The organism is Methylophilus sp. QUAN (assembly GCF_015354445.1).
In the GTDB taxonomy this organism is placed as follows: Bacteria; Pseudomonadota; Gammaproteobacteria; order Burkholderiales; family Methylophilaceae; genus Methylophilus.
Map to the genome: position 1 here is coordinate 13,477 of NZ_JADKYT010000002.1, position 16,697 is coordinate 30,173.

The 16,697-nt window shown below is 49.3% G+C and carries 6 protein-coding genes; 5 read left to right on the top strand and 1 reads right to left on the bottom strand.

The features are described from left to right. Positions 1-5 precede the first annotated feature (5 nt). Complete coding sequence (locus INP79_RS08805; protein ID WP_228519833.1) at positions 6-689, bottom strand: lytic transglycosylase domain-containing protein; 684 nt, start codon at positions 687-689, stop codon at positions 6-8. 269 nt (positions 690-958) lie between these two features. Between INP79_RS08805 and epsA the strand changes: the two genes are divergently transcribed. The 5 genes from epsA (at position 959) to INP79_RS08830 (ending at position 16,689) form a co-directional block, all read left to right on the top strand. Next, positions 959-1,792, top strand: coding sequence for an XrtB/PEP-CTERM-associated transcriptional regulator EpsA (epsA, locus tag INP79_RS08810; RefSeq protein WP_228519834.1), 834 nt, complete (start codon positions 959-961; stop codon positions 1,790-1,792). Positions 1,793-2,071: 279 nt separating this feature from the next. Continuing rightward, a complete protein-coding gene (locus INP79_RS08815; protein ID WP_194753947.1) occupies positions 2,072-2,911 on the top strand; it encodes a PEP-CTERM sorting domain-containing protein in 840 nt (279 codons plus the stop codon). Between the two features lie 80 nt (positions 2,912-2,991). Beyond that, positions 2,992-4,419, top strand: coding sequence for a hypothetical protein (locus INP79_RS08820; protein WP_194753948.1), 1,428 nt, complete (start codon positions 2,992-2,994; stop codon positions 4,417-4,419). A 285-nt stretch (positions 4,420-4,704) separates the two neighbouring features. After that, the gene (locus INP79_RS08825; RefSeq protein WP_228519835.1) at positions 4,705-6,369 is read left to right on the top strand and encodes a ShlB/FhaC/HecB family hemolysin secretion/activation protein; all 1,665 of its coding nucleotides are present in this window, start codon (positions 4,705-4,707) and stop codon (positions 6,367-6,369) included. Positions 6,370-6,399: 30 nt separating this feature from the next. After that, positions 6,400-16,689, top strand: coding sequence for a filamentous haemagglutinin family protein (locus INP79_RS08830; RefSeq protein WP_194753950.1), 10,290 nt, complete (start codon positions 6,400-6,402; stop codon positions 16,687-16,689). The last annotated feature ends 8 nt before the right edge of the window (positions 16,690-16,697 follow it).

Below are 16,697 nucleotides of genomic sequence, written 5' to 3' on the forward strand. Positions count from 1 at the left end.
CCAGGTCAGTTACTGACTTGGCTGGCGTAACCTGTTGGTGCAAGCCTGGTTTTGAACGCTTGGTAATAGCCAAGCACTTTGGGGATATATTGCCTGGTTTCGGCAAAAGGTGGCACGGCGTGCTGGTGGGTCTTCACTGCTTGTGGCCCGGCATTGTAGGCCGCCAGGGCCAGGGTGACATTGCCTTCAAACATATCCAGCATGCGCTTTAAATAATGTGAACCCCATAATATCTGCTGTGGCACCGACCATTGCCTGACCGGAATGGCGGTCATGGTTTGTGCTGTGGCTGGCAGCACTTGCATCAGGCCATAAGCACCTTTACGTGATAGCGCCTTGGGGTTGTAGCCGGACTCAGTGGCAATCACGGCGTGAATCAGTGCGGGCTCTATCTGCGTGGCTTCGGCGGCAGCCTGTACCTCAGCCTGATAGGGCACAGTACCGCCTTTCCATTGAGATGACTGGCGACCGCGGGCTGGCGCAAAAGCGTCATTTGCTGCCTCTGAGGCGTCAATATTACTGATGACTAATTCACTGTCACTGGAGTTATCCAACTGGATATGTTCGGCGAGTATCTGTGTTGTTAAACCAACAGCCGTTGTCTCCGCATCGGCGGTACCACAAACGATCGCCGTCGCTAGCAACAGGGCCAGTCTGGTTCGGTGCGAGCTGTGAGCGGGTGCATTCATGATGGCACTGATTGTGTCATAGTCATGTGACACGGCAAAGACAAGCGGCCATGCGCTGCCAAACATGCTTGGGCAAGCAATTCATGTGATTGTCACGCTTGTACAGGCCCGTGGCAACAAAACCAGGCGTTTAGAAAATGGCAATTTTCCCTCCTAGTCATGTCGCTAATCCGTTGTCATGAATTTATCAATCAACTGACATGTGTGAATCATTTTTCTGTCACAAATTCTGAGCACACTAGCTGCATTTATATAAATGTGGTTAACACATGGATACAACAATAACAGGGATGGATCAGGTCAACGACCAGTGGACGTTGGCACTGAACGAAGAGCAACGCGCGCTATTTATGGAAGTGATTGAGGAGTCGTTGCGTCTGCAGCATCGCTCACACCTTTTCAACTGGCTACAGCGAGGCTTTCAGTGTTTATTGGCGCATGAGGTGGTGATTATTGGTGTGCGTAGTTTAGAGCGTGCCAGTTATGACTATGAATACCTGACCTCCAGCCGTTATTTTGGCGATACCCAATTCGACCAGGTGCTTAATGATGAGGATGGCCTGGTGAATGAAGCCTTTACGCGCTGGAGCAAGCTAGGCATGCCGGTGTTCTACCATACCGAGCTCACCGCGCAGCAATATAACCATTATGCTGTTGAGCATGTGGAGGCTGAGCGCATGCTGGCCTCAGAGCTCAAGCGCTTTGTGGTGCATGGCTTTGGCAATGAACATAGCCGCATTGCCACCATGGTCATGTTTGGCCGCCTGAGCTCCCCAGCCAATGCGCAAACTGCTCACCTGCTGGAGTTGCTCATGCCGCATCTGCACTGTGCGATTGTCAAAGTCACTGCAAATAAGTGCCCCTCCGTGCTATCCACCACTGCACGCAATGGCCGTATCAAGCCGTTAAGCAAGCGTGAACTTGAGGTGCTGGAGTGGCTGCAGGCCGGCAAAACCAATTGGGAGATTGGTAACATCATGCAGGTCAGCCCACTCACCATTAAAAATCACGTACAAAATATCTTACGCAAACTGGATGTGGAAAACCGCAGCCAGGCCGCCAGCAAGGCGCTCAAACTGGGCCTGATTACCCGCAAACAATAAACACCTCCCCGCCGTATTTTTGCCGCTTTGATGCAATCACTCTAACTAGTCCGAACGGACTAGTTTTTACTTTAAGCCTGTCATGTTGAGTTCCTAAACTACTCAGGATTTTTATGCAGCTATTTTGCGCGGCCAGACTAGTCCATATGGACTAGGTTTGCAAAGTAAGGCTGTCATGTAGCGACCGCATAATTTTTCGGGATGAGTTTCATCGTATTCGCTCAGGTATTAGTAGTTTGCTCTTTCTATCGGTTTGCTCAAAAAATTAAGGAGAAGTTTATGAAATTTCAAGTAAAAGCATTGGTTGCTGCATTGGCTCTGTCCGCTGCAACGATTCCAGCACACGCGGCTATGACATTTGCACCTAGCGGTAGCTCAAGCATGATTCTGACTTTGCTGGACTTTAACAGCAATATGTCTGCAACATTTGATTTGGGTTACAGCTTTGACTCATTTCAAACTATGGTGGAAGACACGCACAAAACTGGTGTAACTTCACTGGATGGTTTGACCAAGTCAATGACATTTGATCTGGCTTCTGGCGATTATGCTGATGCATGGACTGCTTACTGGTCTACAGCTTCTGCTACAACTACCAAGTGGGCGATTTACGCAGCTGATGGTTCCGGTACTGGTTTGGATTCCCGTGGCATTATTTCTACTTACAAATCAGGCAGCAACTTGACCAACTCTAACCAGTTGCAAACTTCCATTGCTAACTTCAACAGCTACATGACTAACAACAACGGTGGCTTGGGTACGATTTCTAGCAACCATGACTCCGTGGATAATGGTGCAAGCACCGTGGCTACCAACCTGTCACAAGCCTATGCAGGTCGCGCTGTCGCTTACGGCTCTACTGGTCGTATTAACGGCCAGGGCCATGTGTCTATGGATAATTTGGATACTTCCCTGACTGTTGTGCAACAAAAAATGGGCGCGACACAAGCTTCTGCCCCTTCTTTTAACACACTGGGTTTGCATGGTGACTACAAGTTCACAATGAACTCTAATGGTGCTTTGGAGTTTGTGGTACCAGTTCCAGAAGCTGACAGCTACGCAATGTTGCTGGCTGGCCTGGGTGTCGTTGGCTTGGTCGCTCGTCGTCGCAAGGCTTAATACAACATTAAAAAAGCCATGAAAAACGGCCGGTTTACAAACTGGCCGCTAATCAAATCTTTTATCGAAGGAAGCGAAAAATGTTTAAATTTAATAAAGTATGCTTGGCTGTTGCGGCTACCCTGTTTGCTGGTCAAGCGTTTGCTGCCCCTGTGACTCAAGCACAGATCAATACTGCGCGTGGCAACGGTGCATTGAATGAAACCTGGATATCTGGTGCTTCAGCACCAACTTACAACGTTTTCCAAGGCTTTGCTGCTGGTTGTGATGCAAACACTCTGTCTGTGTTCAATAACGGTTCAGCAACGGCCGCTGTAAGACCAGGTAACTCTGCTGCAAGTAACTTCCTGGCTTACGCTTGTACACGTGGTGGTAAAGTGTCTGTGGTTTACCACACGATTGATGGCGGTTCTTTCAATGCATACGCACCACACATTCCTAACGATGTTGATGGTGATGGCACAGTGGGTACTACTAATTTGCGCCGTATTGGCAAACTGGGTGCTAACGCTGGTTGTGTGGCTCAAACTGGTTCTTTGTCTCTGCCAGGTCAAACTGCAATTGCAAGCTATCGCTCATGTGCGATTGTGACTCCAGCAACTGCTGCTGATGGCGCAACTGTTAAACCAGCAGGTGGTTTCTCTGACGTTGAAGCGGCATTGTTCGGTGTATCCGTTGATGGTTACGGTGTTGAGTCAAACGCTAACGTTGGTCAAGCATTTGGTATCGCTACTTCAACTTCCTTGTACCGTGCGATGCAAGTTGCACAAGGTATCTATGCGAGCGTAGCCGCAGCAAACTCTGCTGACCCTGATTACTTGCCAGCCAATGCACCTAGCATTTCTCACGTGCAGTATGCTTCTATCGTGAGTGGTACTGCTGCTGATGCGGGTATCTTGGTACCAGGTTCTACAGCTGCCTTGAATCTGGCACGTCGTGTGCCAACTTCAGGTACTCAAGCGTCTTCTAATGCAACTTTCCTGCGTAATCCATGTAACGGTGATGCTGCGATTGCCGGTGCTTTGGCTCCTGTAGGTCTGGCTGACTCTACACCTACCTTGATCATCACAGAAGGTTCCGGTACAGGTAACGCAAAAACTGCGCTGTCTACAGCTGGCTTTGCGATCGGTGTGTTGTCTCTGGAAAACAACTGGCGTACAGATACATCATCCAACGGCTACCGTTACATCAAGTTGGATAACGTTCACCCAGAAGCGCCAGTAGCTGGCTCCGGTCAGACAACAGATGCTAACGCACGTTACACTGCTGCTCAAGGTTTGTACGATTTCCACATGGAAATGAAATCTTTTGTTGCTAACTCAGCTTCCGGTACATTCGGCGAGACTGTGATCAACGAAATCGTTGGTGCTTTTGCTGGTCTGGATTGCGCTGAAGTACCGCGTGGTTTGACACTGAACCCATTTGCCGGTTCATCTTGCACGGTTGGTACCATCGTTGCTAAAGGCTCACGTAATGGTAACAACTGCCAAGCACAACAATTGTTCTAATCTCAAGCACTAGCAGTCAAAAGCTGCGACGCCTGATTAAAAGCACACCCGTACTGGGTGTGCTTTTTTATTGCCTAGTTCAATCAAAAACCAGTCGCAATTCGCAGACATCTGAGCGTCTCCTGACAATGGCTCACATGGGCTATCAAAACAAGTCCGCGGACTAGTCCGTATTTCATCTTTGTGACACGCGGCGCTTTCAAAATGGCAAGCCTCAGGAAGTGCCTTAGGCGATTGAACCAAAAAAGAAAGGTGTTGCGATTGTTGCTGCGTGTGATGAGTTGTATGTGTGTTCTGTGGTCTTTTGCATTGCATGCAGAGGAGGCTTCAGAGTCCGCCCAGCAGCCTGTAAATGGTTGGGGAGCAGAGGTTCCCGGGCAAGCGGCTGCCGAAGTGTCCACTAAAGACCAGTTTGATATTTTTGAATACGTGGTCAATGGCAACTCCGTGCTCAGCGTGACAGAGATTGAAAAAGCTGTTTATCCCTATCTCGGTGAGCATCGCTCGATTGATGATGTAGAAAAAGCGCGTAGTGCGCTGGAGCAAAGCTTTCATGAAGCGGGCTACCTGACGGTGTTCGTGAGTATTCCCGAGCAAGAGGTGAACGGTGGGGTCGTGAAGCTGGATGTTCTGGAAGGGAAGGTTGAGCGCTTAAGTGTGGTTGGTTCCCGCTATTACTCTCTGGGCAAAATCAAGCAAAACGTTACTGAGTTCAAAGAGGGACATGTTCCCCACTTCCCAACGGTGCAAAAACAAATTGCCTCGGTCAATATTAACCAGGATCGTGTGGTAGCGCCTGTGCTGCGTCCAGGTAAATCACCAGGCATGGTCGAGGTGGATTTGAAGGTGGATGACAAGTTTCCCTTGCACGCCAGCATGGAATACAACAACCGGTACACACCGAACACGACAAAGACACGCCTTTCCGGCAACTTGAGATACGACAATCTCTGGCAGAGCGATCACAGCATTGGTCTAGGTTTTCAGGTGACACCGGAAGATGCCAACGAGGTGAAAGTATTTTCGGGCACCTATGTGATTCCTTACGCTGGAGATTACTGGGCCATGTATGGCGTGGTTTCTCAAAGTGATATCAGTGCGGTAGGCGATTTGAATGTGGTCGGTAACGGTAACATTTATGGCTTGCGCTATATCCATCCGATGCCCAGCCCGTTTAAATCCTTCAACCACAATTTGACCCTGGGCGCGGATTACAAAGACTTTAAAGAAAGCACGCGCAGACTAGGCGCGGACTTGGGTAATAACCCGATTACTTATCTGCCTTTCATGATCGGTTATACCGGCAATCTGGTCATGCCTGAGAGTACCACCAAGTTAGACCTGAACTTTGTCTTTTCAACCAAGGCGCTTGTTAACGATGACGCTGAGTTTGCCCAGAGACGTTACCTAGCACGGTCGAATTTCTCCTACTTGAGAGGGCAACTTGAGCACACGTATACCTTGCCTTATCAATGGCAATGGTATGGCTCTTTAGGCGGGCAAGTGACCGGCGATTCACTGGTTTCCAACGAGCAATTCTTTATCGGTGGTTTGGATACGGTGCGCGGCTTCCTCGAGTCCAGTGCGCTGGGGGATACGGGTACCAACCTGACGATGGAGTTGCGCTCCCCACCTTTGCAAAAGTATGCAGGCTCATGGGTGAAGGAAATGCGCCTGCTGGCTTTTTACGATTACGGCTACGCTAAAACGCGTGATCCAGCGACGTTTTCCGATGACCGGTTCTCACAAATCCAGCAATACATCTTGTCCTCATATGGATTGGGTTGGGATGTGAAGGCAGCGCATGGCTTATTTATGCGCCTGGATTTTGCGCGTGTCTTGCAATCAAGCTGGACATTGGAAAATGGACACACTGCGCCACTCAAGCCAGCAGGGATGGCTGAAAGTGGTGATACACGCCTGCATTTTAAAGTGGGTTTTGACTGGTAATAAGCGCTTAGCTGAAGTAAACGAGGTGAAATGATGAACAAGTTACGATTCAAGTTGGTATTTAGCAAACGGTTGGGCATGTTGGTACCCATTGCCGAAATTGCCCGTACTCATCAAAAAACAGTCACTTTGTCTGGCGCAGTTGATCAGGAAGTTTGCGTTGAAGTCATGCTTCGCCCTTTATGGCGCATATCAACGAGGAGTGTTGTGTTGCTGATGGCAGGATGTCTAAGCTGGGCATCAGCACCCGTACTGGCGGACGATTCAAATGTATTACCAGTTCAGCAAGGGGGAGGATATAACCTACCTGCTGGTGTGAGTATCCCCACACCAGTGAACAACACCATGAATATCACTACAACAATGCAAAATGCGGTGATTCGTTGGGATAGCTTTAATATCGGCTCACAAGCCGCTGTTAATTTCATTATGCCTAACGCCACTTCAAGCGTGTTAAACCGCGTCATGGGTAGCGGCGCCAGCTTTATTAACGGCACACTCACCGCGAACGGGCATGTGTATATTGCCAACCAGAATGGCGTATATTTCGGCGCTGGTTCACAAGTCAATGTGGGTTCTTTGACAGTGACTACACTGGATAATTTAAAGAACAATAATATCGAAACGATTTACCAGAACGGTATTTTGTCTAATAAAACCGAGCCGGTATTTTCCTTTGCTGATGCCGTTGGTGTCATTGATGTGGCCAAAGGTGCAAACATCGAAACCAAAGGTTCTGGCGGGCGTGTCATGTTGCTGGCGCCGGATGTGACCAACAGCGGCGTGATTAAAACGCCAGAGGGGCAGACCATACTCGCTGCAGGTAAAACAATTTATCTTAGCACCTTGGATAAATTCGCTGGATTGCTTGTTGAAGTCAGTTCTGGGGGGACAGCAACCAATCTTGGACAGATTGTTGCCGATCATGGTAATGCAAGTTTGATTGGCTTGGCGGTGAATCAGCAGGGGAGTATTACTGCATCCACTTCTGTACGTGCCAATGGCTCTATTTATTTAAAAGCCAAGGAAATCCAGAGCTTGGGTACGCCAGGCAACGACGTGTATGGCAAGGTCACTTTAGGAACCGGCAGTAAAACGGCAGTGACTATTGATACTAAAGACACAGAAGAAGTGTTTGATGCGCAAGCGATTACGCCATCAATGATCGATATCAAAGGCAAAAATATTGCAATTGATGGCAGTGTGATTGCCAATAGTGGCCAGGTTAACGTGACGGCGACTGATAATCAGGGCGACAACAGTAGCCTGTTTTTGGGCGACCATGCCTTGATTGATGTATCAGGCGTGGATGCGACCGCACCCATGAGCCGCAACCAGTTGGCGATTCAACTCTACTCTGACCAGTTAAGGGATTCCCCTGTATTAAGAGGTGGTGCCCTGTTTGGCGAAATATTGTTCCTTGATGCTCGAAAAGGCACCAAGCTGTTGAGCCAGAGTGTCATTGATCAAGCCAAGGCTGGTATTACAAGAACGGTGGCTGAGCGCTCTACAAATGGTGGGCAAGTGAATCTTTCTGCCGTGAATATGGTCAGCAAAGCCGGATCCAAAATTGACCTGTCAGCAGGCAGTACTACTTATACTGAAGGTACGATTCGTGAAAGCAGCTTACTTATCAATGGTAAATGGGTGCTGGCTTCTGAGGCGCTCCCTAATACACCCTACCAGGGCATCAGTGATTACTATTCTGTCTCTAGTGAACGCTGGGGCCAGACCCGCCGATGGGCGTTGACAGCCAATGCTTTGAACGGCTTAGCAGGAGCCTCTACTGAAAATGCGGCTAAAAGCGCCTCGGTCAGTGGTTATTTACAACCTGGTTACCAGCAAGGAGGTAATGCCGGCGCCCTGAATGTTGCCACTACTAATATGGCACTGCAGGGCGATGTGCTTGCCAGCACGGTGAGTGGTCTTTATCAGCGCGGAGAGACTGACACGCATAGCACACCATTGGGTGGCACCTTCAAGTTGACCTATAACAATTCCGGCGCCTTGAATATCGTCTCATCTGCTGCCCCGCTGTCTGAAAACTTTAATGAAGACAGCCAGCTGAGCACAGAGCAAAAGCAAACATCCGAGTTAAGCACAGCCATGCTGGCAAATGGGGTCAACCATGTAGTGATCAAAACCACTGGGCAGGTCAACCTCAATACAGACATCAATATGCAGGCGAATGGCAGCCTGCATGTGCTGGGTAGTGGCGGGGTAAACGTGAATAACGATATTCGTTTGCCTTCCGGCACAGTAGTCCTGTCAGCCAGCCAAAGTGCTGACGTGAACGTGGCTAACAACGCAAAGATCAATGTTGCGGGCTTATTTACGAATGATTTGCCAGGCGTCAATGGTGCAATGCTGGGCAAGGTTGCGCTTGATGGCGGCAAAATTACCGTTGGTAGCATTATCGTTCATAAGGATACTGGTGACATCATTACCGATGACAGCATCACCAAAGACCCCCTTACTCTTTATAGTGGCTTGCATATGGGGCAAGGTGCTAGCATGGATGCCTCATCTGGGGCATGGCTCAATCAACGCGGACAACTCACTGCCGGACACGGTGGTGACATTAGCGTGACCATGGCAGATAACAGGATCGGGGCTGGCAGCTTTAGCAGTTATGGCATGATGGTGAATGGTCAGCAAACGCAGGGCGGCCATTTAGCAGTGAGGCTACAAGGTGAGCAAGCGACGGGATTGGTTGAGCATATACAGTTAGGCGGCATTAATCCGCAGCAGGAAAATACACTGTGGCTATCAGAAGGATTTTTCCAGCAGGGTGGTTTTTCAAACTACACCATCAGCAATACCGACCGCCTGAACGGTGATGTGATCATCGGTGACCAGGCTAATAGCTTGGTGACGATACGACCTGAGCAACATTCGCGTGTTCTGGGATCCTCTGCGCGCGTGGCACAAAGCGGTAGTGACTTAAACGCCCTGGTCAGCAAGACATCACTCGCTGGTAGCCTGCGTACACCGGCCAGCCTGGCAGTCGTGGCGGGAGATGACCTGACGCTACAGTCTAATGCCAGTATCGTGACGGATACTCCTGCTAGCCAATCCGGGCCCAGAGGCAATGTTAGCCTCACGTCTAAAGGTCAGATGACCATCCTCGGGGATATTACCGCACCTGGCGGTGATATTAAGCTGGCGATTGAGAACATCACCCCTGATAAAGGTGACTTCACGCTGCCCAATAAGAGTTTTGATCCAACATTAAGCCTATTTCTGGGTGCAAATGCCACACTGAGCGCACGGGCGCAATATGTGATGCCGCCTACCAGTGACGGTAACTTACGCACGGCATTTGTGACCAAAGCTGGCAACATCTCTTTAACAGCCGGTAATGGAGTATTGATTGCAAAAGAGGGGTCAGTCATCGATGTATCGGGGACCAGTGGTAATGTTGATTTATCTGTGCCCGGTGGTTATGCACGTCAGTCTGTGGCAGGCGGTGCCGGTGTTATTTCACTGAGCGGACGTGACGGTGTTGCGCTGGATGGAACGTTATTGGGCACCCCGTCAGGTCAAGGTGAAGGCGGCACCTTGAATATTACGCTTGGCGGTGTCGGTGGCGGAGGGGTAGAAGGTAGCGATACGCCATTATATTTTGCTAATGGCACACGTGTGTTGACCGTGACAAACAACAAAGAGTTAATGGCTGCGAATAATACTGCGGGCAGTAATAATGCCAATCTCATTAACACTTCTAACTCATCTACAAGGCCTTTGACCACCGCGCAAGGTGTAGGCCAAATTTCAGCCGAGCAAATTCGCCAAGGCGGATTTGATAATATCGCCTTGACTGTGGAGAACGTCAGCACTACGACTGGCGATGCGATACATTTTGCCAATACCACGATGAGTGTGCCATCGCTGCTGATGCTGAATGCCACGACATTCTCTGGTTCGGCAAATCTCAACGCCTCTACATTAGTGCTGGCGAACAAGAGCACCGTTGATATGGATAGTAGTCAACTGACTGCTGGCACAGATATATTCAAGGCCCGGGCAAATTTTATTGAGATACAAGGGCCGGTCGCCATCAATCAGGTTGGCCAAACGAGTTTATACAGTCAATCTGATATTCGGGCGCGAGGACTGATTACTTCCTTGCAGGGTACCGCATCGCTATCATCACCTGGCCTGATTCAGCTGGATGCTGCGCAAATTTACCCAGCGACTGCGGTTAATTTCACTGTGACAGCCACCGGGGCTGGCAGCAGGATTGAAGTGAGCAACCAGTCTAAAACGGCAAGCACGGTGCCTTTATCTGCGGTGGGTAGTTTGACCTTAAATGCGGATTCTATTCTGCAGGCAGGTGTGTTACGTGCGCCGTTGGGGCAAATTACCCTGAATGCTAGCCATGATTTAACACTGGCACCAGGTAGCCTGACTTCAGTGTCCGCGGAAGGCAGCTTGATTCCATATGCCGTAACTGTACTGGGTGGCACTGATCTTGCTGATACCGAGGGCGCCATTAACAACTTCATGACGGCTATCGACAAGAAAAAAGTCACGTTGAACGCCAATAATATGAATTTGCAGGCAGGTTCACGCGTAGATATTTCTGGCAACGGCGATACCATGGCTTATGAGTGGATCCCAGGCATAGGCGGCTCTGTCGACGTATTGTCGCAAACTGGCTATTACGCCGTCTTGCCATCGCTGGGCAATCAGTACGCACCTTATGATTACCTAATGAGCGCAGGCTCCGATGTAGGTATCGGTCAGGCCGTTTACTTGTCTGGTGGCAATGGCCTGGCAGCAGGTAAATATACCCTCTTGCCTGCGCACTACGCGCTGTTGCCAGGTGCTTTCCTGGTCAGCGCTAACGGCGCCAATATCCAGCTCAATACACAGTTAACACAGGCTGACGGGACCGGTTTGTCTTCAGGCTATTTAACCAAGATTGATGGCACCAGCCGCGGTCAATATACGAGTTTTAATATCGTCAACGGCAATAGCTTTTACAAAGACTACGGTACCAAAAACTATAAAGGCCTGGCTGAGTATCTGGTGAGTTCTGGCAATGCCTTGTTAACCAAGAATGCCATCAGGGATGGCAAGGAAACCCCAAGGCTGACAAACGATGCTGGCCAATTAGTATTAGCTGCAGGGAATAGCCTTAACCTGGAAGGGAGTATTAATACCAGCAATGTGGCCGGCGCCAAAGGGGCGTTGGTGGATATTTCTTCTAACGATATTCGTGTGGTTTCAACGGTTGATCCGCTGCAAGCGGGGGTGTTGCAGATATCAGCAGATCAACTCAGTAAAATCAATGCGGACTCTATTCTGTTGGGCGGCAGCCGTACTGTCAGTGGCAAGACGCAGACTATCACGACCACCGCTTCTAATGTGACTTTCAGTAACGACTCTGATCATGCAGTGCAATCCGGGGAGTTGATTGTTGCCTCCAAAGATACGATCACTGTGAATCAAGGTGCGGTGGTGAAGACCGGCGCCAAGCAAGACAAAACAGGGACTACAACCCTTGTCACCAGTGGTGATGGTGCACTGTTGGCAGTATCGGCCAAAAACGACTTCGATTTCTCCAGAACGGATGTGACAGCTACGCCGACGACTGGCAGGTTAATCATTGAAGATGGCGCAACTGTCACTGCAGCAAGGTCTATGGTGCTAGATGCGACTAATGCTTTTGATCAATCGGGCGCTATTCAGGTTGCTGATGGCGGAACCGTGACATTGGGCGCCAATCAGTACGCCATTGGTGACCAGCCCGTAAACGGGGCAACGCATATTAACTCAGATACCTTGGGTGATTTTGGCCGCTTATCTGCGATCACGTTTAATAGTTATAAAAATATCGATATCCTGGGTGCGGTTAATTTTGGCAATAACAACCTGAATATCACGTTTAATACGGCAGGGATTGCGCATCATGACGCCGGTAATGTGAATATCAATGCTAATAATTTTGTCCTTAAAAACACAAATAACGCTTTATTTACCGCACCTGCAGCGCTGAATGGACAGCTGGCCATCAATGCCAACCAGATTACGTTTGGCGACACGGGCAGTGTGTCCAGCAATATTGATGGATTTAATCACGTCAGCCTGAATGCCAATAAAGATATCCGCTTTGCAGGCACAGGGACGGTCAATATCAACGCTGACCAGACAACCATGAGCAGTGCTGTCATGACGGCAGACTCCGGGGCCAACTATTCCCTCGCTAGTACTGGTAGCCTGCAGACAGTGAGCAATGGTCAGCAGTCAGTAAATACCTCAGGCTTGGGCGCAACGCTTAACCTGTCTGCAACCGATATGCAATTGGGTGGCAAGCTAGTGTTGAATGCTGGTGCTGTGAATGCAGTAGCCCGTAGCGGCAATTTGACAGTGACCTCAGGAGGAGCGATTGACGTCTCTGCGGCGACGGTTGCTTTTGATAGTACGCATTCCGCCACGACGGATGCAGGCAATGTGCACCTGACCTCAGCGCAGGGCAATGTCCAGATCGAAAACAACGCGTTGTTGAACCTCAAGGGAGGAGCCACTGCAGGAGATGCAGGTACCTTGCAAGTAGAGGCGAAAAATGGTCGCTTTGTAGTCGCTGATGGCACTCTGCTGGGGCAGGCTGCCAAGGGTGAAAAAACTGCTTCACTCAAGCTTGATGTGGCCAGTTTAGATAATTTCAGTGATGTGAATAAGGCGCTGGAAAGTGGCCGCTTTAATGAAAGCCGCGACATCCGTGTACGTAGCGGTGATGTCACCATTGCCGCCGGGGATACCGTCACCGCGCATGCCTTTACCCTGGGGGTTGATGGCGGCAATGCGACGGTTGCCGGGCATATTAATGCCGATGGCGACAAGGGGGGGGATGTAGCCATTTATGCCAAGGGTTTGGTGACATTGGCGAATACTGCGCAAATCACCGCACGTGGCCAAGCGGCAAACCAATCTAGCGGCGACCGGCAAACAGGGTCTGGCGGTTCTGTGCTGTTATCCTCTAACAGTCTGTCTACTGTGAATGCGGTATCTGCAGATACGGGCGCCCTGATCGACACTAGCGGATATGATGCCGCGGCTAATGGCAAAGTGGGCGTCGATGGCTATGATGGCTCGGTGACATTAAGAGGTGCACGTGGGACTACAGGAACCGCCAATACCGTGAATGTGGCATTTAACACAACGGCTGCAATCAAAGGCGCGAGCGAAGTGACGGTTGAAGGCAGCCGTACTTATACCACCACGGCATTTACTGCTGCCAATATGGCAGGCATGATCAGTGATACCAACAGTTTCTATAATGCGAATACCGGCACAGGAAATTACGCACTGACACAGGATGGCAGTAGTGTAAAGGTGTTGCCTCATATTGAAGTGCGGAGCACCACTGGCAACGCAGCAACCGCGATGACGGTTGGTACGGCCGACGTGAACTTGCGCTCATTTGGTGCGCTATTGGCGGGGCGTGGTGGCTCCCTGACTTTGCGTTCAAATGGTAATTTGACTTTTAGTGGTTCTTTAAGTGATGGTTTTAGTACAGCGAACACGACAGGCGTGTTGCAGCCGAATGCGAATACGTTTAACTTTAATTTGATCGCTGGGGCTGACTATAGTGCTGCGAATATCACTGAGACCAAAGCTGGTACGGGTGACTTTAAGCTGGAAAATAACAAAATAATCCGCACTGGTACAGGTGATATCAGCATTGCTGTGGGGGGGAATATGACCTTGGGTAATGTTAGCTCCGTCATTTATACGGTGGGTAAAGAGGAGGCAGCTCTGAGCGGATTTACCCCAGCATCAGTAGGTACTAACGTACCGACTGCCGCCAGCTATGTGAATAATGGTGGAGATATTGCCATTGATGTCGCTGGTAATATCACTGGTGCGGCCACGACGCAAAGTGTCAACCAATGGTTGTTACGCCAAGGCGGTAACGGCGCGGATACCAGCTGGTGGGTACGCCCGGACCTGTTCCAGCAAGGCGTTGCCGCGTTAGGTGGTGGTAACGTTAATATCCAGGCGGGTGGAAACATCACTAACGTGTCAGCTTCTTCTGCAACGAACGCACAGTTTGTCAAAACGCTGGATGCTAAAGGTAATGAGGTACGTAAGAGCCTGGTCAATGGCGGCGGCGATGTGTCTGTTTCCGCAGGCGGTAACTTGACGAATGGGGTGTACTACGTTGGTCGTGGAAAATTAGAGTTAGAGGCCGGTGATAGTGTACTTAAATCGGGAACTACTGGTACGGTGATTGCCTTGCAGGATGCTAGTGCAGACGTGCGTGCAAAGAACAACGTGAAAATTGAAACGGCGTTTAATCCTACCCTTTGGGTGCAAGGCAGCACACTAACGAAACTCACGGATGGTACTTATTTCAATACCTACGCTGAAGACTCTGCGTTAAACGTCACTTCGCTATCGGGGAATGTTGAAGTTGGTTTGAGTAGCAATAAAGCGATTGCGGTCACAGGGCTAAACTCACAGATTTACAACACTTTAATCAATTATGATATGTCTGCTATACATCCAGGGACAGTCAATGCCACTGCGTTTGCCGGAGATATTACGACTTACAAAATGATTTTGGCACCTGCTAAGAACGGTAATTTGAATTTATTGGCTGCTGGGAGTATTGTAGGTGGAAGTACCACCGGTGGCAGCGCTAATCCTACAGCAGATATTTTGCTTTCAGATGCAGACTTGAATTTTGTTCTAAATGTGTTTAATCCAACAATCGGCGGCACAAACGATAGTAATATAACCAAAATTCTGGGTAGCTTAAAAACCGGAGTTTCTGCAGTGCCTGTACATGTAAATGACTCAGTTCCGGCAACAATCGTGGCCAAGAATGGAGATATTATATTGACTGGAAAGCCTGGAGTCATTGAGAGTACCAACGTTTTTGGTATTAAGTCCTCAAAGCCAGTGTATATCAATGCGGGTAAGAATGTGAGTTTGCATGCATCTGTCCAACACAATCGTGCTGACGATATCTCACAAGTCATTGCGGGTATTGACTTTGCGTTGCCAAGCGTCAAATACTCCAGTCTGGAAGTCAACGGTGGTGGGGATGTAGTAATTAAAGCTGGCCGGAATATCAATCTAGGGGAGTCTTTTGGTATCCTATCTCTTGCGAATACCCAAAATCCCAATCTGTCTAGCAAGTCTGCCAATATCACGATGATGGCTGGACTTGGAGAAACTGGGGCTAATGTTGATCAATTTATTGCAACTTACATTGATCCTGCTGGTGCGGGCCCAGCAACTTTACGTAACGACCAAACTGAGTTGGCAAAGTATCGTAAAAACACTGCGAATAGAATAGTTTCGTATATGAATGAGCTGAAAGGGTTAGCACTTTCCGGGGATGACTCTGAAGATGTGCAGAGTGCCTTTAGCCTATTCATGGCACTTGATAAACCGCATCAGGAATTGTTCGCTCAACGACAATTTCAAGCAGAATTACTGGACGCCGGTAAAGAGTATATTGATACCGCCAGTACAGTCAGGGCAGATAATGCAATTGCTACATTATTCCCTGCTAAGGACTATAAGGGGGATATTCTGATGTATCAAAGTCAGATGCGCACTTCCCGCAATGGCAATATTAGTTTGTTTGCACCAGGCGGTTTAATCAATGTGGGTGTGCCGGTTGTTAACTCTGAACCTTCCGAAGACAATGGATCTAAAGTGATTCCTAGAATTAAGCGTGATATTGGTATTGTGACGGAAAAAGGAGGCAATATCGGTGCCTATGCTGATGGTAATTTCATGGTCAATCAGTCAAAAGTGATTACGCAGTATGGTAGTGACATTCTTATCTGGTCTAATCATGGAGATATTGATGCCGGTAGGGGCTCCAAAGCAGCAATTTCAGTCCCCGAGCGTGAAGTCGGCGTGAATGCCAACGGTGATGTCACCGTGGAGGTAAAAGGGGTGGCTGCTGGTTCAGGCATTCGTGCACAGACTTATGACCCCGATGGTCCTAATGGCCCGCTGCAAGGACCTAAACTCGAAGATGCCACAGTTGCGTTATTCGCGCCGCGTGGTGTATTGGATGCGGGTGAAGCAGGCGTCGCTGCGGGTAACTTGTTGGTTGGTGCAACCCAGGTGTTGAACAGCTCCAACATTACCGTCTCAGGTACGTCTTCCGGGGTGCCGGTGGCCGATACAGGTAGTCTGGCAGGCGCGGCACTGAGTTCGGCCAGTACTTCTGCTGGGGCCGCCAATACCATGACTGAAAATCTGGGTAACCAGATGAATAATCAAAATGTTACACCTAAAGAGATGCCGCCTATCGTGACGGTAAAAACGATTCGTTTGGAGGATTAAACGCTTGA